This window comes from Streptomyces sp. NPDC002643, assembly GCF_053592555.1.
In genome coordinates this window covers 337,746-353,011 of the sequence record NZ_JBSFVY010000005.1, presented here as the reverse complement: position 1 = coordinate 353,011, position 15,266 = coordinate 337,746, and the positions used below count along the sequence as shown (strand labels likewise).

Here is a 15,266-nt window from a genome sequence, read left to right as displayed (position 1 = left end):
TGCCTTGTCGATGGGCAGCCGCGATCGGTCCGAGGCCTCGACCGAGCAGAGGTGTGCCGCGGTGACGACGCCGACACCGAGCGGCAGGAAGCCCGTTGAGGCCGCTGCAGCGGAGTCTCTGGACACCCACGCTCATCCGCAGATTGTCAGGCAATAACGGGGAAAGTATGAGCTGCGCGCGAGCCGGTCAACAGATGCGACAGAATTCCTGGCAGATTGCCAGACAAATAGCGGGGTCCCATCGCACCACCTAGCCCACAGGACGGGCGAGGCGCAAGCTTGAACAAAGGGAGCGATATCCCGCGAACCTGTCAGAAGGAGGCGAGATGTCGGAGCAACCCACCACCAGTCCCCCACCTTGGCATCTGGCAGGCGACTGGTTCGATGTATGCAAGTGCGCCATCCCGTGCCCGTGTACGTTCGCGCAGGCCCCGACCTACGGCGACTGCGAGGGTGTGCTCGCCTGGCACATCAGGGACGGCAACTTCGGCGACGTACGGCTCGACGGGCTCAACGTACTCATGCTGGGTTCCTTCGTGGGCAACCCCTGGGCTCGCCGGCACACGGACGCCTACGCCGCGGTCTTCTTCGACGAACGCGCCGACGACCAGCAGCGTGCCGCCCTTCAGGCGATCTTCGGCGGTGAGGCGGGCGGATGGCCCGCGGAGTTCGGCGAGATGTTCGGCCCCGAGATGAGGGGCATGGACTTCGCCCCCATCCGCATCGAGGTCGACGAGGACCTGGCGGCCTGGCGCGCGGACATTCCCGGAAAGGTGACGGCAGCCGCCGAAGCGCTGACCGGCCCGACCACACCGGCGGGCGCACGGGTCCAGGTCCACAACGCCCCCGGCGCCGAAGTGGGCCCGGGCCAGGTCGCCACCTGGGGCCGCGCCACCACCGACCGGGCCGACGCCTTCGGCTTCACCTGGGATCGTTCGGGCAAGTCGAGCAAACACTTCCCGTTCGACTGGACGGGCCCGACCTGACCACACATCTACCGATGGAGAGTGCCGGCCGCGACCTGGCGGACGATGCGTCCAGGGCCAGGTCCAGGTGGAGTCACATGCCGTCCATCGAGGGCATCGAACCCCGCAGTCCCGGCAGCAGCCAGTCCTGGAACGGTGCGAGTACCGCCAGGACCAGGAACGCGACGCCCATGACGCAGCCGATCAGCGGCCCTCGCGACCACAGCTTCTCCACGAAGATCACCACGGCCAGGCCGGCCATCGCCGCCACGTTCATCACACCGAGTGGGACCAGGACGACCATCAGCCCGGCACAGCAGCCGACGCAGTAGGCACCGTGGTGGACGCCCACCCGGAGGTCACGGGCGGGTTTCCGCCACCCCGCGTAGCGCACCAGGTGGCTCATGGGGTCGCGGCAATTGCGCAGGCACACGTACTTCAGCGGGCCGAGCTGATACAGGCCCGCAAGCAGGAACGACGTGAAGCCGATCCAGCGCCCGGCGGTCGGGTGGTCGGCCACCAGATCCCCGGTCAGGGCCAGGGCCGCGTAGGCGAGCGCCCCGAACGCGGTCCACACCATCAGGTAGCCGCCCACGAACTCGACGGTGCGCGCGCCCCGGTCCCAGCCGGAGGACTTCCGGCCGATCCCCCGTACCCATGTGATCGCCACCGGAGCCATCGACGGCAGCATCATGGCGGCCATCATCGTCACCCACAGCAGCAGGAACAGGGGCAGTGCCTTACCCATGGTGCCGGGCTCGACGCCCATGTCCCGGGCCTGGCCGATGGTGAGGGCCCACGCCGGCACCGCGATCAGAGCGACGAGGAACCAGGCGGCCGCGAGATCCCGTTTCGGCAACAGCCCGCCGCCTGCTCCGGTCGGCGAGGGCGACCGCGCAGGGGGAAGGACGGCGGTCGGGGTGAAGCGCATCGGCGTGGCCTCCTGCGGATACGTCCAGCAGACCACTCGCACGCGTGGGGCGCGACCTCTCCCGAGCGTGACGGCGCGGCGCCCTGGCCGGCATCGGCCCCACGCCCTGACCAGCCGACCGCGCAGCGGCTCCAGCACATCACGCGTCAGCCACCGGCACTCGACCATCCCTGCCGGTCAGCGAACCCTCCCCCGTGGCTTCAGCGGCACGGGGGGAAGCTCCGGCGCGGGCAGCGGATCGCCGTCGTACCCCTTCACCTCACCGAACCGACTCCCCGTCATCCAGTCCTCACGCGCCTGGACGATCTCCTCCTGTGTCCTGCCGATCCAGTTCCAGAACATGATCAGCTCCTCCTCGAACGGCTCGCCGCCGAGGAGCATGACGGCGGCGGCGTCCGACTCGGCGCGGAGGGGGAGTTCGGAGCGGCCGCAGCCGAGGTAGAGCATGGAGCCGGGGAGGACGGGGACGCCGTCGACATGGGTCTCGCCGGACATGGCGAGGACGGCGTACTCGAAGTCGGGCTCGACCGGGAGGCGTACGTCGGCGCCCCGGCTCAGCGCGAGGTCGGCGCCGACGATCGGCGTGAACGTGGTGCCGGGCGAGGTCGCCCCGTCGAGGTCGCCGAGGATGAGCGTGGCCCGCAGTCCGGGCGCGGTGACGACCGGCAGTTCGGCGTGGTGCTCGAACTTGGGGTCCGTGTGGCGGTGGCCGTCCGGCAGCGCCACCCACAGCTGGGCGCCATGCAGGAAACGAGCGTGCGACTTGGGGCTCTCCTCCGAGTGCGAGATCGCCCGGCCGGACGTCATCAGGCCCAGCTCGCGCGGCCGGATCGTCTGGAGGCTGCCCGTGGAGTCGCGGTGCAGCACCTCGCCCTCGTGCAGCCAACTGACGGTCTGCAACCCCATGTGCGGATGCGGCGGCACCTGCATTCCGGGCTCGTCGGCGATGTCGTCCGGCCCGTACTGATCGACGAAGGCCCACGCTCCCACCATGCGGCGGCCCAGATTGGGCAGCAGCCGGCGGACCTCGGTCGACTCACCGAGCTTCACCCTGCGCGGGCTGAGGAGTTCACGAACCGGCTCGGCCACCACGAACCCCCGGCCGCCACACACCGTGGGCACCGCCTCGCGATCAAGATTGCTCATGCATCCCAACCTAGCCCCGCCCGCCAGCGTCCGTCAGTCCCAAAAAACAGTAGCCATGGATATAGTCGCCATGTACGGTATTTGCGTCGGCTCGGCTTTCGAACGCCCGTGAAGCACGAGCACGAGCACGAACAGGAAGAACGAGGAACAGGAAACGGAGTGGTCATGACCACCACAACACCCACCGTCAACGGCCGCGTCATCGCCCTCGCCCACTACGCCGGTCGCGCGATCCTGGAGCATGTGCTCAGCGGCCACGGCCTCACGTTCCAGCAGTCGGTGACCTTGCGGCCCGTCGCGATCGCCGACGGGCCCGTCCCCCTCGACCAGGTCCTGGAGCAGGTCACCGGCGCCCTGAAGATCGACGAGGCCGAAGCGCGGGCCGTCGTCGAGGAGTTGCTCTCCGCCGGGCTACTGAAGACGGACCCGGCGCGGCCGTCCCTGCTGGAGATCACGGACGCCGGGCGGGCGGCGCACGCCGGGTCCTCCGCCGAGACCGCCCCGATCTCCGCCCGGATCTACGCCGGCATCCCCGAGGAGGACCTGGCCGTCGCGGGCCGGGTGCTGGCCCTGGTCACCGAGCGGGCGAACGAGGAGCTGGCCACCCTGAAGTAGCCCTGCGAGAGCGGTTGTTCCGGCGGAGCGCCCGGCGCCCCAGGTAGTGGAATATTCAACCGCCAGGGGTGGTTGTGGGGCGTCGAAGGAGGTCAACGATGGAGACGACGTACTACGACCACGGAACACCCGCCGAGCGCTGGGAACGCGCGCGGATGTTCTTCGACGCCAAGGACTACGCCGCCGCAGCGCGCGTTCTCGGCGCGCTGGTCGAGGAGGTGCCGGAGCAGACCGGGCCCCGGCTGCTGCTGGCCCGCGCCTACTACCACTCGGCCCAACTCCGGCGTGCGGAAGCCGAGTTGCGCCTCCTCGTCGAGCGCGACCCGGTGGAGCAGTACGCCCGGCTGCTGCTGGGCCGGACCCTCCAGCGGCAGGCCCGGCACGAGGAGGCGGAGCCCCATCTGCGGATCGCCTCGGCGCTGGCGGGCGACTTCACACAGGTGTGAGCCGGTGTGAGCAGCCGAGCGGCACCCGCACGGTCTACTTCGCCTCCGCCCGGCTGCCGTACGCCCGCTTGCCGCGTCGGTGCGCGATCTCGCCGAGGACGACGTCGATCGCGATGAACGCGGCGAGCGGGATGCCGAGGAGCGGGACGAAGTAACCGAGGACGGCGATCAGGGCGAGGGCCGGGACCAGGATGTACGGCGGTACGTGCTGCCAGGCGCCGCGCGGGATCGGGCGGCCGAAGGACGAGCCCTTGCCGCGCAGCCACCACATGCGGTAGCCCCAGAGGATCAGCACGATCAGCGAACCGGCGAGGGCCATCAGCAGGATCTGGTTGACGATACCGAAGAGGACGCCGGTGTGGGCGTCGATGCCCCAGCGGCTGAGCTTGGCCAGGATCGGGAAGTCGGCGAAGCGGAGCGTGTCGGTGACCTCGGTGGTCGCCGGGTCCACGGCCACCGCGTCCTGCTTGGTGGGCCAGCTGCGCTGGACCTGCCGTACCACGTACGCGGAGGACGCGTCCGCCGGCGGCACGATCTCCACGGGGTCGCCCAGGCCCTCGGCGCGTGCGGCGGCCAGGATCTTGTCCAGGTCGCCGTCGGCGGCGGCCGCGCCGTCCGTCGCGCCGGAGGCGTGGTCGCCGTGGCCGCCCGCCGTGGCCGAGATCGCGGGCGTCGCCTGGTGCAGCTCGGTGCGCAGTACCTCGATGTGGGCGCCGGTGTACGTGGACCAGGTCAGGCCCGTCGCCGAGAGGAAGAAGAACCCGGCGGCGGCCCACACGCCGACCGTGCCGTGCAGCCCCAGGGTGCGGCGGCGGCCGGTGGTGCCGCGCACCTTGCGCAGGGCGCGGCGGCGGGTGAACCAGAGCACGAGACCGCCGGCCGAGATGACCCACAGCCAGCTGGCGGCGAGTTCGCTGTAGAGGCGCCCGGTCTCGCCGAGCTGGAGGTTGGCGTGGAACTTGTCGATCCAGGTCCGCACCGGCAGCGCGCCGGTCGAGCCGTACTGCTCCAGCGCGCCGCGCACCTCGGCCGTGTACGGGTCGACGAACACCGCGAGGGTGTTGGTCTCGTCGACGCCCTCGACCCCCGTCAGCAGTACCCGGGTCGTGGCGTCGTCCTCGGGTGAGGGGCGTATCGCCGAGACGGTGCCCTCGGGGTGCGCCTCACGGGCGGCGGCGACCTGTTCGGAGATCGGCAGCTTCTCGTCGCCCACCTTCGAGACGGTCATCTCGTCGGCGTACACGAACTTCTCGATCTGGAAGGAGGCGGCGTACAGCCCGCCCGTCAAGGCCGCGACCAGCAGGAAGGGCGCCACGAGCACACCCGCGTAGAAGTGCAGCCGCAGGACGAGGGGCTTGAGCGAGGAAGACCAGCCCTTCGTCGTTCCGACGGCGGGCGCGACGGGTTTCTGGGGCTGGTCCGTCTCGGTCGAGGGGGCGATGGTCATCGGCGGGATGCTCCGGGGTGCGGGGACGTCGTGGCGGTTCAGTAGTCGGGGCGTGGAGGCGTCGAGTTCCCGGCGATTCATGTGATGTGGGTCACAGGCCGGGTTGGGGCGGCCCTCCCCGCTCAGGCCACCCCCTCGCCCCACCCCCCTCACCCCACCCGCTCAACCCGCCCGCTCACGCCCGCCGCTGAGCCGACTCGCTTCGCGACAGCCCGCTTGGCATCCTGGCGCGATGGCTTCCGAACGTGATCGCGCCGAGTCCCGCCCCTTGAGCGACCGGGTCGAGGAGTTGCTCGCCCATGAGGGTCCGCTGCCGATCGTGGCGGCGGGCGACCCGGTGCTGCGTCGCACCGCCGAACCCTTCGACGGCCAGCTGGACCCCGCGCTCCTGGCCCGCTTCGTCGCGGCCATGCGCGCCACCATGCACGCCGCTCCCGGTGTGGGCCTCGCCGCGCCGCAGGTCGGGGTGTCCCTGCGGATCGCGGTGATCGAGGACCCGGCGCCGGTCCCGGAGGAGGTGCGGCTCGCCCGGGGACGGGTTCCGCAGCCGTTCCGGGTGCTGGTCAATCCGTCGTACGAGGCGGTGGGGCCGTACCGTGACGCGTTCTTCGAGGGCTGTCTCAGCGTGCCGGGCTGGCAGGCCGTGGTGGCCCGGCACGCCAAGGTCAGGCTGCGGGCGCTGGACGAGCACGGGCAGCCGGTGGACGAGGAGTTCTCCGGCTGGCCCGCCCGGATCGTCCAGCACGAGACGGACCATCTGAACGGCACCCTCTACATCGACCGCGCCGAACTGCGTTCCCTGTCCTCCAACCAGTCCATGGCCGACCACTGGAACGACCCGACCCCGTCGCGTGCCGCCCGGGAGCTGGGGTTCCTGCTGCCCGAGTGATCTGGCTCAGCCCCGGTACGCCTCCAGCAGCCGCAGCCACACCTCGCTGATGGTCGGGTAGGACGGGACGGCGTGCCAGAGGCGGTCGAGCGGGACCTCGCCCGCCACGGCGACGGTGGCCGAGTGGATGAGTTCCCCGACGGCGGGGCCGACGAAGGTGACACCTCGCACGATCTCGTGGTCGAGGTCGACGACCATACGGGCGCGGCCCTTGTAGCCGTCGGCGTACAGGCCCGCCCCGGCCACGGAGGCGAACTCGACGTCCACGGCGCGGACATGGTGGCCTGCCTCCTCCGCCTCGGCGAGGGAGAGCCCGACGGCGGCGGCCTCGGGGTCGGTGAAGACGACCTGCGGAACGGCGACGTGGTCGGCGGTGGCGGCGTGGGCGCCCCACGGGTCGCTCTCCAGCAGGGGCACCCCGGCCGCGCGGGCGGCGATCGCGGCCCCGGCGATCCGGGCCTGGTACTTGCCCTGGTGGGTGAGGAGCGCCCGATGGTTGACGTCACCGACGGCGTAGAGCCAGTCGCTGCCGGTCACCCGGAGGCTGTCGTCGACGGGCAGCCAGGACCCGGGCTCCAGGCCGACGGTGTCGAGGCCGAGGTCGTCGGTGCGCGGGGCGCGCCCGGTGGCGAAGAGGATCTCGTCGGCCTCCAGCCGGTCCCCGCTGTCGGTGAGGACGGCCACGGGCCCGTCGCCGCTCTCGCGGGACACCGCCGTCACCGAGGTCCCGGTGCGGACGTCCGCACCCGCCTCCACCAGCGCCTCGGCGACGAGTTCCCCGGCGAAGGGCTCCATGCGCGGCAGCAGACCCTTGCCCCGGACGAGAACGGTCACCTCGGAGCCGAGGGCCCGCCAGGCGGTGGCCATCTCCACGGCGACGACACCGCCGCCGACGACGATCAGCCGCCCCGGCACCTCCTGGGCGCTGGTGGCCTCGCGGCTGGTCCAGGGCTTGACCTGGGCGAGGCCCGGCAGGTCGGGCAGGTGGGCGCGGCTGCCGGTGGAGACGACCACCGCGTGCCGGGCGGTGAGCACCCGGCGTTCGCCGTCGGGGGCCTCGACCTCGACCCGGCGGGCCCCGGCGAGCCGTCCCCGCCCCCGGTACAGGTCGGCGCCGATGCTCTCCAGCCAGGAGGCCTGGCCGTCGTCCTTCCAGTGGGCGGTCTCGTAGTCCCGGTGGGCGAGCACCTCGGCGGCGTCCAGGTCACCGCCCACCAGATGGCGCAGCCCGGGGACGCGACGGGCGTCGGCGCGGGCGATCACCGGCCGCAGCAGGGCCTTGCTGGGCATGCACGCCCAGTACGAGCACTCCCCGCCGACCAGTTCGCTCTCCACGACCGCGGTGGCGAGGCCCGCGGCGCGGGTACGGTCGGCGACGTTCTCCCCCACGGGTCCGGCCCCGAGCACCACGACGTCGTACTCGCGCACCGCGGCTGCCTCGGCGTTCTCGGCGGTCCCGGCGTTCTCGGCAACTTCCGTATCCGTCATGGGGTCAGTCTGGTTGGTGGTGTGCGCCGTGGCCACACGGGTACGCGCGCGGAATACGCCGCCGGTGGGCGGCGTTGTCGACGACGGCTCGCCCCCGAGCACCGAGACCAGGAAGAGGGATGCACGCCATGAGCAGCACCGTGGAGCTCACCAAGGAGAACTTCGACCAGACGGTCACCGAGAACGGCTTCGTCCTGATCGACTTCTGGGCGTCCTGGTGCGGTCCGTGCCGTCAGTTCGCGCCGGTCTACGAGAAGGCCGCCGAGGACAACCCGGACCTGCTGTTCGGCAAGGTGGACACCGAGGCGCAGCCGGAGCTGGCCGCCGCGTTCGGCATCCAGTCGATCCCGACGCTGATGATCGTCCGTGACCAGGTGGCCGTGTTCGCACAGCCGGGCGCGCTGCCCGAGGCCGCGCTGACCGATGTCATCGGACAGGCCCGCAAGCTGGACATGGACGAGGTCCGCAAGGCCGTCGCCGAGCAGCAGGCGCAGGCCGGACAGAACGGCGCCTGACCGGGCGGACCCACTTCGGCACAACTCGCCTCGGACACAACTCGCTTCGGACACAACTCCGAGTGGCGGTCGATAAGTTGTGCCGATCCCCCGTCGTGCGCTCGGACGAACGCACGCACTGACGTCGTACACGTCATGCGGGTCGTGCAGGTAATGCGGGTCGTTCGCGGGCCCTCAGCTGGATTCGCGCTGGACGATCCGCGTGCCGAGGATCTCGTGGGTCGTGGGCAGTGTGCTGGAGTCCCGTACGGCGCGGTCGACCAGTTCGGCGAGGTCGCGTCCGGCGGGCAGTTCGATGTGGACGGTGCTGAGGCGGGGCCGCAGCAGCCTGCCGAGCATGAGGTCGTCGGCGCCGACGACGGCCGTCTCCTCGGGGATGGCGATGTCCTTGTCCTGCAGGGCCCGCATCAGAAGACTCGCGTAGTCGTCGTTGTACCCGAACACCGCGTCCAGTTCGAGGGATCTCCAGCGCTTGGCGAGGTCCGCCGCGGCCTCCTCGTCGTAGGACAGCGGCAGTTCGGTGACGGTCGCCTCGGTGCCCTGCACCGCGCGCCGTACGCCCGCGAGCCGGGGCCGGGAGAAGACCCCGTGGCCGGGTTCCTGGGGCACCACGACGCCGATACGGCGATGGCCGCGCTCGACCAGGTGCCGGCCGGCGCTGTGGCCGACATAGCCGTGGTCGAGGACGAGGACATGGGCGCCCTCGACGGGTTCGGGGCTGAGGGTGACGACCGCGCGGGCGCCCGAGCGCTTGAGGATGGCCACGCCCTGCGGGCCGAGCCCCTCGCCGGGCACGATCACCGCGACGGGGCGCAGCTCGGCCCAGGCACGGGCGGCCTCGTCGCCGCGCAGACCGATGCCGCCGTACTGCACGACGGTGTAGTCGAGGCGGCTGAGGGCCCACTGGAGGTCGCTGAAGAACTGGCTGTAGAGCGGGCCGGCGGGCACATTCGGGGTGGGCATGACCACCATGCGGCTGTGTCCGGCGCGCAGGCTGCGGGCCGCCGCGTGCGGCACGTATCCGAGTTCCTTCGCGGCCTCGTGGACCCGACGGCGCGTGGGCTCGCTGATACGGACGGCGCTGGTGTTGTTCAGGACGTAGCTGACGGTCGCGCGCGAGACACCCGCCAGGCGGGCCACATCGGCGCTTGTGGGTACGGATCGTTGCAGGGGAGCGGGCGGAGCGGGCTCTTTCGGTATCTGCACCATGAGGTGGGCATCCTTGCAGAAGCGGTGAGGGGCGTTCCGGCCGGGGCACTTCCGGCCGCCGATGGCTCGGGTCCGGGCCATCGATCTTTGTGGCTGGGCAGTTTGGCGAATGCGTTCGAAACCCGTTCGTGGCTACAACCATTTCGCGCCATTTCTGCGAAGGTGGGTTGATGGCAACCCTCTACCGAAGGCTCCTCGGGTTCCTGCCCCGTCTGGGCCTGCAGACCACCGACCTCGGCCCGGGCACCGCCGTGGTCTCCCGACGCGGTGCGCGCACCGCGATTCCGCTGGAAGCGGGCGCCGACCTGGTGGTCGGAAAGAAGAACCGGTACACCGTCTCCCGACCCGCCCAAGATATGTGGCTGATCCACGGAAAACCCTCCCAGCGGCCCGCGAAGGCCACTTCCCGCCCGGAACGGCCCTCCGACGACTGCAAAGCGGTCCGATTGGGCGACAGCGGGGCATATCTGCTGGTGGACGGGCATGCGAGGGCCGACGAACGCCGAACGCAGCTCGCCGCAGCCGAGTTTCTGTGCGCCCAGCACGTCGCCGCGATGCTCGAAACGTATGGCGTGAACTGTGTGTTCGATGTGGGTGCGAACGCGGGTCAATACGGCAGACGATTGCGCAGTCATGGCTATCGCGGCCGCATCGTGTCCTTCGAGCCCACGGCCGACGCCTTCGCCCGGCTCCGGCGTACGGCCGAGAAGGACCCGGACTGGCACGTGCACCACCTGGGGCTGGGCCGCGAGGACACCGTGGCGGAGATCCACACGGGCTGGAATTCCATGAACTCCCTTCTCCCGCCCACCGATTACGGCCGCGAACGCTACAAGCGCTTCGCCCGCACCCGCACCGAACACATCGACGTCCGCCGCCTCGACGGCCTCCTCGACAAGGCCCTCGACGGCATCACCGACCCCCGCCCCTATCTCAAGATGGACACCCAGGGCTATGACCTGGAGGTCTTCGCCGGCGCCGGCCGACGCGTCGACGACTTCGTGGGCATGCAGTCGGAGGTGGCCGCGCTCCGGCTCTACGAGGGCAGCCCCACGATGAACGAATCACTCAGGGTGTACGAGTCGAGCGGCTTCCGGATCACCGGGATGTACCCCGTCACCCGTGAGCCGAGGACGGGGTGTGTCGTGGAGTTCGACTGCGTGATGATGCGGGGGGAGGCGGTACGGGGACGGGATTGAGCGGGGCGCCCCGCCGGGGTCGGCACCACCCGCCCGGGGATCGGCAAGGGGCGCGGGGAACCGCGCGACAAGCCACAACGATCCCGCACCCGCCAACGATCCCCACCCCCCGAGCCATCAGGCGCCCAAGGGGGCCCAAGGGCACAGCCCCTGGGGAAGGGACGGGTAGGGGCGGCGGGGGCGAGAACACCGGGGCCGCCGGGACCGGCACCTCCCGGGATCAGCACCACCCGCCGGATGGCGGGTAACCGCCGCCGTACGACGGCCCTCGTATGCCCCGGGACGCGCCCAGGATCACCGTACGCACCGCGTTTCACGGCCGTCCGTACGGCACCCGCATGCAGGAGGAGAAGCCATGAGCCCGACCCCGCCCCCACCGCCGTTCGATCCGGAACTCGCGGCAGTGCTGCGGATCGTTCGGGACCGGCTTCCGGAGGAGCTGACCCTGGACATCATCCCGGCCATGCGTGAGGGCTCGGACGCCGAACTCCTCGCGCAGCCGGACCTGACGATGGGCGGGGCCTTCGAGGTCGAGGACCGGTGGGTGCCGGGGCCGGAGGGGGCTCCGGAGATCTCGCTGCTCATCTGTCGCCCGACCGCTCCCCCGAGGCCGGGCCCGCTGCCGGTGATCTACTACGTCCACGGCGGCGGCATGGTCATCGGCACCAACCGGGTCGGCGTCGACTCGGCCCAGGCCTGGGCGCGGGAGGTGGGCGCGGTGGTCGTGTCCGTGGAGTACCGGCTCGCGCCCGAGCATCCGCATCCGGCGCCCGTGGAGGACGTCTACGCCGGGCTGCTGTGGACGGCGGAGCACGCGGAGGAGATCGGGGGCGACGCGGAGCGGATCGTGATCGCGGGGGCCAGTGCGGGTGGGGGGCTGGCCGCCGCGCTGGCGCTGTTGGCGCGGGACCGGAAGGGGCCTCGGCCGGTCGGGCAGATGCTGCAGTGCCCGATGCTCGACGACCGCAACGACACGCCCTCGGCCCTTCAGATGGCGGGCCTCGGTATCTGGGATCGCCAGGCCAACGAGGTCGGGTGGACCGCGCTGCTCGGTGAGGGGCGGGGTGGGCCGGATGTCTCCGCGTACGCGGCTCCCGCCCGGGCCGCGGATCTCTCCGATCTGCCGCCGGCGTTTCTGGATGTGGGGTCCGCCGAGACGTTTCGGGACGAGGTGGTGGCGTATGCGTCGCGGTTGTGGCAGGCCGGGGGGTCGGCGGAGTTGCATGTCTGGCCGGGAGGTTTCCATGGTTTCGACGGGCTCGCGCCTCAGGCGAGGTTGTCGCAGGATGCGCGGGGGGCGCATGTGCGGTGGCTCCGCCGGGTGCTTGCGGAGTAGTGAGCGGCGGGGGCGCCCAGTAGCTCGGGTGGAGGCGGTTGCGTGGCGGCTGCGGGTGGGTGGGGGTCGTTCGCGCAGTTCCCCGCGCCCCTGAAAAAGCGGGGGCTGCGCCCCGCTTTTTCACGGCCCGAAGGGCCGCCTTTGAGGGCCTGAGGCCCGAAAACAAGGGGCGCGGGGAACTGCGCGACCAGCCCCCACCAACCCGCAGCCGCCCCACCACCTCCCCACCCGAGCTGCGGGGCGTCACCGCGCGAAGGCTGCGGCAGGACCTGCGCGGCAGACGCTTCGGCACGGCGTGGCGGCACGGCAAGTGGCTGTTCGTGCCGACCGACGGCGAGCAGACCCTCGTCTGCCACTTCGGTATGACCGGCTCCCTGTTCTGCTGCTCCCCGGACGACCCCGTCGAGGCCCACGACCGCGTCCTGCTCACCCTCGACGGCACCCGGGGGACCCGCAGCCTGCGCTACCGCGACCAGCGCAAGCTGCAGGGCGTACGGCTGGCCGACGGGCCGGCGGTCGACCGGATCGAGGCGAAGCTCGGCCCCGACGCCCTGACCGTCGGACGCGACGAGTTCCGTGAGCTGCTCTCCGGCCGCAGGGGTGCCGTCAAGGCGGCGCTGATGGACCAGTCGGTGCTCGCGGGACTGGGCAACCTCCTCTGCGACGAGATCCTGTGGCGGGCCCGCATCCTCCCGCGCACCCCCGCGCGCGACCTCGACGACAAGGCGGTCCGCCGCCTCCACACGGCCATGAAGGGCGTCCTGGACACCTCCGTCCGCGCCACCCGCGTACCCCCGCGTCGCACCTGGCTCACCGGCCACCGCGACGACCCCGACCCGCACTGCCCCCGCTGCGGCCACCCGCTGTCGTCGGGCCGGATCACCGGCCGCCACACGGTGTGGTGCCCCGACTGCCAGGCATGACGGCGTGGGCGGGTGCCGGCGTCCGCAGGGCCGTCGTCCCGTTGCGCCAGGCGCCCAGCAGACGGACCGTCAGCCGGTTCTCCAGATACGAGGTCGCCCGGATGCCGAACACCACATCGGCGTCCAGCCGAGGCTCGCTCTCCAGCAGCCCTCCCACGACGTCGTGCCGTACGACCTGCTCGTGCACCGCGTCCGCCTCGACATGCTCCATGTAGAACCGGACGGCAGCGGGCCCCGCCCCCACGCGGCGCAGCGCCTCGGCCAGTCGGCGCGAGGCCGGGGGCGAGGTCACCTCCACGGCGGCGAAGTGCCCGACGAGCGCCCCGCGCAGCTCCCGGTGCAGCCCGAACAGCGACATCAGATTGACGGTGGCCAGCGCCTCGCCCGGCGCGGCGTCGACATAGTGCCCGTAGGAGGTGTTCAGTCCCAGGTCCGCCATCAGACCGGCGAACAGCTCGGCGTGGATCTCGTCCGCCCGGCCCCCGCCGAACTCGTCGAACTCCACGGCGACCATCGCCGCCTTGGCCCGCCCACGCAGCCGGGGGATCACCCAGGCGTGCGGATCGGCCTCCTTGAGGTGGTACAGCGAGCGCAGCGCCGCGTACTCGCGCAGATGCCTCAGGGTGCCCTCGTCACGGAGGAAGTGGGAGACACCGGTCCCGTCGCCGCCCGCGGGTTCACGCTGAAGTTCCTCCAGCGCCCGCTCGGCCGTCTCGGCGGGGCCGACCCGTACATCGGTGCGCAGCGCCCCGAGGAAGTGTTCCTCCAGCGCGCCACGACAGGCCAGCAGCCCGAGGTCCCACTCGAAGTGCTCGGGCACCCCCGCGAAGCCCTGGTAGTACAGCTCGTACAGGACATACAGCGCCAGATGCAGATCCTCGCCGTACGCGGAACCGTACCCGGGGGCGGGCAGCCGACAGGGGTCCGGTCCGCGCAACGCGGACAGCACGGCGGCCGAGATCGGACCGCGCGGCTGGGGGAGCGGGGGCGGACGCAGGGGCACGGCGGGCCGGGCACGCGAGGTCTCCGCGCAGCCGGACGGCGTGGGGGCGCCGGACGGTATGAGGGCGCCTGATGGCGCGGGGGTGCCGGACGGTATCGGGGCGCTGGGCGGCGCGGGGGCGCCGGAGGGCGTAGGGATGCCCGGCGGTGTGGGGACGGTTGTCATACGGCATCACTCTCGCGGTTCGCGCCGCTCGCGGCGGCGGTGGCTGGTGTCGCACCAGGGAGGAGTGCGGGTGCGGCGGCAGGTGCAGACCGCGACGGTGAAGCGCGTCGAGACGGTCAGCTCGCCGTCCTCGCCCACCACTTCCACCGGCCCCTCCACCAGCAGGGGGCCGTCGCGCTGTATCCGGATGCGGCGCGGCCGCTCAGGAGGGTTCGGCACGGATCACCACCAGCTCCTCCGTCGTACCGTCCGTCGCCAGCCCCCGTTCGCGCAGCAGGCCCAGCCGGGAGCGCAGTACACGGCCGAAGGGCAGCCGGACCCGGTCGACCACCTCGGCGCGCAGCCCGGCCCCGGTGAGCCGGGCCAGTGTGTCGTCGACGCCGCACAGATGCGAGTGCACGAGCAGCAGCGCGCCCGCCGACCGCAGGATCAGCGGGGCCATGTCGCAGACCCGGTCGATCAGCAGCCGGCCGTTCCACCCCGCGTCCCAGGCCCGCGCGGTGCCCCGGGGCGGGACGGCGCCCGGCGCGGGGACGTACGGCGGGTTGGCGACGACGAGGTCGAAGCGGCGGCCGGGCAGCACGGCCGAGGCCAGGTCGCCATGGCGTACGCGTACGCTCTGGCCGTTGAGCAGCGCGTTGAACCGGGCGGCGGCCACAGCCCGCCAGGAGATGTCCACGGCGGTGACCCGACCGCCCATCCGGGCCGCCTCCACCGCCAGCACACCGCTGCCGGTGCCCAGATCCAGCACGTCCGCCCCACCGGCGATCCCCTCACGGCGCATGGCACGCCCCAGCAGCCGGGTGTCGGCCTGCGGCCGGTACACACCCCGGGGAACCCAGTAGCGGGCGCAGGGCGCGACGGCGTGGGAGTCGGTGGTCATCAGCAGTGCTCCGTGAGCGATCGACGGAAGGTGACCGGTTGCGCGCCGGACACGCTCCGGCGGTGCCACACGGGTACCCCTGGGACGCGGACGTAACGACGGCGGC

At 71.8% G+C, this 15,266-nt stretch carries 16 protein-coding genes; 8 read left to right on the top strand and 8 right to left on the bottom strand.

The genetic code is table 11. The features are described 5' to 3' along the window. Positions 1 to 326: 326 nt before the first annotated feature. Positions 327 to 986: a DUF1326 domain-containing protein gene (locus tag ACWD4G_RS10390; protein WP_451292203.1), complete on the top strand. Its 660-nt coding sequence runs from the start codon at positions 327 to 329 to the stop codon at positions 984 to 986. 73 nt (positions 987 to 1,059) lie between these two features. On the opposite strand, the gene ACWD4G_RS10385 is transcribed toward ACWD4G_RS10390, so the two are convergent. Further along, on the bottom strand, positions 1,060 to 1,896 hold the full coding sequence (locus tag ACWD4G_RS10385; protein ID WP_451292201.1) for a DUF2182 domain-containing protein: 837 nt from the start codon (positions 1,894 to 1,896) through the stop codon (positions 1,060 to 1,062). Between the two features lie 177 nt (positions 1,897 to 2,073). Beyond that, positions 2,074 to 3,042 (bottom strand): pirin family protein, encoded by a 969-nt coding sequence (locus ACWD4G_RS10380; RefSeq protein WP_451292199.1) that lies wholly within the window; start codon positions 3,040 to 3,042, stop codon positions 2,074 to 2,076. Positions 3,043 to 3,207: 165 nt separating this feature from the next. Between ACWD4G_RS10380 and ACWD4G_RS10375 the strand changes: the two genes are divergently transcribed. Further along, positions 3,208 to 3,657 (top strand): MarR family transcriptional regulator, encoded by a 450-nt coding sequence (locus ACWD4G_RS10375; protein ID WP_451292197.1) that lies wholly within the window; start codon positions 3,208 to 3,210, stop codon positions 3,655 to 3,657. Between the two features lie 98 nt (positions 3,658 to 3,755). Beyond that, entirely contained in the window at positions 3,756 to 4,103 is a 348-nt protein-coding gene (locus ACWD4G_RS10370) for a tetratricopeptide repeat protein (protein ID WP_451292195.1), read from the top strand. Positions 4,104 to 4,137: 34 nt separating this feature from the next. On the opposite strand, the gene ACWD4G_RS10365 is transcribed toward ACWD4G_RS10370, so the two are convergent. Beyond that, positions 4,138 to 5,550, bottom strand: coding sequence for a PepSY-associated TM helix domain-containing protein (locus ACWD4G_RS10365; RefSeq protein WP_451292311.1), 1,413 nt, complete (start codon positions 5,548 to 5,550; stop codon positions 4,138 to 4,140). 232 nt (positions 5,551 to 5,782) lie between these two features. Between ACWD4G_RS10365 and def the strand changes: the two genes are divergently transcribed. Further along, positions 5,783 to 6,439 (top strand): peptide deformylase, encoded by a 657-nt coding sequence (def, locus tag ACWD4G_RS10360; RefSeq protein WP_451292193.1) that lies wholly within the window; start codon positions 5,783 to 5,785, stop codon positions 6,437 to 6,439. A gap of 6 nt (positions 6,440 to 6,445) precedes the next feature. On the opposite strand, the gene ACWD4G_RS10355 is transcribed toward def, so the two are convergent. Beyond that, a complete protein-coding gene (locus ACWD4G_RS10355) occupies positions 6,446 to 7,927 on the bottom strand; it encodes a dihydrolipoyl dehydrogenase family protein (RefSeq protein WP_451292191.1) in 1,482 nt (493 codons plus the stop codon). A gap of 128 nt (positions 7,928 to 8,055) precedes the next feature. Here ACWD4G_RS10355 and trxA point away from each other — a divergent pair, with 128 nt between their 5' ends. Further along, a complete protein-coding gene (trxA, locus tag ACWD4G_RS10350) occupies positions 8,056 to 8,442 on the top strand; it encodes a thioredoxin (protein ID WP_451292189.1) in 387 nt (128 codons plus the stop codon). A gap of 174 nt (positions 8,443 to 8,616) precedes the next feature. On the opposite strand, the gene ACWD4G_RS10345 is transcribed toward trxA, so the two are convergent. Continuing rightward, a complete protein-coding gene (locus ACWD4G_RS10345; RefSeq protein WP_451292187.1) occupies positions 8,617 to 9,651 on the bottom strand; it encodes a LacI family DNA-binding transcriptional regulator in 1,035 nt (344 codons plus the stop codon). A gap of 170 nt (positions 9,652 to 9,821) precedes the next feature. Here ACWD4G_RS10345 and ACWD4G_RS10340 point away from each other — a divergent pair, with 170 nt between their 5' ends. The 3 genes from ACWD4G_RS10340 to ACWD4G_RS10330 all read left to right on the top strand — a co-directional run bounded on the left by ACWD4G_RS10340 (position 9,822) and on the right by ACWD4G_RS10330 (position 13,109). Then, entirely contained in the window at positions 9,822 to 10,850 is a 1,029-nt protein-coding gene (locus ACWD4G_RS10340; protein ID WP_451292186.1) for an FkbM family methyltransferase, read from the top strand. Positions 10,851 to 11,205: 355 nt separating this feature from the next. Continuing rightward, the gene (locus ACWD4G_RS10335; RefSeq protein WP_451292184.1) at positions 11,206 to 12,186 is read left to right on the top strand and encodes an alpha/beta hydrolase; all 981 of its coding nucleotides are present in this window, start codon (positions 11,206 to 11,208) and stop codon (positions 12,184 to 12,186) included. A 59-nt stretch (positions 12,187 to 12,245) separates the two neighbouring features. Further along, a complete protein-coding gene (locus ACWD4G_RS10330) occupies positions 12,246 to 13,109 on the top strand; it encodes an Fpg/Nei family DNA glycosylase (RefSeq protein ID WP_451292182.1) in 864 nt (287 codons plus the stop codon). On the opposite strand, the gene ACWD4G_RS10325 is transcribed toward ACWD4G_RS10330, so the two are convergent. The 3 genes from ACWD4G_RS10325 to ACWD4G_RS10315 are packed head-to-tail and all read right to left on the bottom strand — an operon-like array spanning position 13,066 to position 15,160. After that, positions 13,066 to 14,277 (bottom strand): iron-containing redox enzyme family protein, encoded by a 1,212-nt coding sequence (locus tag ACWD4G_RS10325; RefSeq protein WP_451292180.1) that lies wholly within the window; start codon positions 14,275 to 14,277, stop codon positions 13,066 to 13,068. The genes ACWD4G_RS10330 and ACWD4G_RS10325 overlap by 44 nt on opposite strands. Positions 14,278 to 14,283: 6 nt before the next feature. Further along, the gene (locus ACWD4G_RS10320; RefSeq protein WP_451292178.1) at positions 14,284 to 14,496 is read right to left on the bottom strand and encodes a CDGSH iron-sulfur domain-containing protein; all 213 of its coding nucleotides are present in this window, start codon (positions 14,494 to 14,496) and stop codon (positions 14,284 to 14,286) included. Then, positions 14,480 to 15,160, bottom strand: a complete 681-nt coding sequence (locus ACWD4G_RS10315; protein WP_451292176.1) for a HemK2/MTQ2 family protein methyltransferase — start codon at positions 15,158 to 15,160, stop codon at positions 14,480 to 14,482. The genes ACWD4G_RS10320 and ACWD4G_RS10315 overlap by 17 nt, the downstream gene beginning before the upstream one ends. Positions 15,161 to 15,266 lie beyond the last annotated feature (106 nt).

What these genes read in the sequence shown, in the direction of transcription:
- ACWD4G_RS10390 (WP_451292203.1), top strand. Translation starts at nt 327, where the DNA reads ATGTCGGAGCAACCCACCACCAGTCCCCCACCTTGGCATCTGGCAGGC.
- ACWD4G_RS10385 (WP_451292201.1), bottom strand. Translation starts at nt 1,896, where the DNA reads ATGCGCTTCACCCCGACCGCCGTCCTTCCCCCTGCGCGGTCGCCCTCG.
- ACWD4G_RS10380 (WP_451292199.1), bottom strand. Translation starts at nt 3,042, where the DNA reads ATGAGCAATCTTGATCGCGAGGCGGTGCCCACGGTGTGTGGCGGCCGG.
- ACWD4G_RS10375 (WP_451292197.1), top strand. Translation starts at nt 3,208, where the DNA reads ATGACCACCACAACACCCACCGTCAACGGCCGCGTCATCGCCCTCGCC.
- ACWD4G_RS10370 (WP_451292195.1), top strand. Translation starts at nt 3,756, where the DNA reads ATGGAGACGACGTACTACGACCACGGAACACCCGCCGAGCGCTGGGAA.
- ACWD4G_RS10365 (WP_451292311.1), bottom strand. Translation starts at nt 5,550, where the DNA reads ATGACCATCGCCCCCTCGACCGAGACGGACCAGCCCCAGAAACCCGTC.
- def (WP_451292193.1), top strand. Translation starts at nt 5,783, where the DNA reads ATGGCTTCCGAACGTGATCGCGCCGAGTCCCGCCCCTTGAGCGACCGG.
- ACWD4G_RS10355 (WP_451292191.1), bottom strand. Translation starts at nt 7,927, where the DNA reads ATGACGGATACGGAAGTTGCCGAGAACGCCGGGACCGCCGAGAACGCC.
- trxA (WP_451292189.1), top strand. Translation starts at nt 8,056, where the DNA reads ATGAGCAGCACCGTGGAGCTCACCAAGGAGAACTTCGACCAGACGGTC.
- ACWD4G_RS10345 (WP_451292187.1), bottom strand. Translation starts at nt 9,651, where the DNA reads ATGGTGCAGATACCGAAAGAGCCCGCTCCGCCCGCTCCCCTGCAACGA.
- ACWD4G_RS10340 (WP_451292186.1), top strand. Translation starts at nt 9,822, where the DNA reads ATGGCAACCCTCTACCGAAGGCTCCTCGGGTTCCTGCCCCGTCTGGGC.
- ACWD4G_RS10335 (WP_451292184.1), top strand. Translation starts at nt 11,206, where the DNA reads ATGAGCCCGACCCCGCCCCCACCGCCGTTCGATCCGGAACTCGCGGCA.
- ACWD4G_RS10325 (WP_451292180.1), bottom strand. Translation starts at nt 14,277, where the DNA reads ATGACAACCGTCCCCACACCGCCGGGCATCCCTACGCCCTCCGGCGCC.
- ACWD4G_RS10315 (WP_451292176.1), bottom strand. Translation starts at nt 15,160, where the DNA reads ATGACCACCGACTCCCACGCCGTCGCGCCCTGCGCCCGCTACTGGGTT.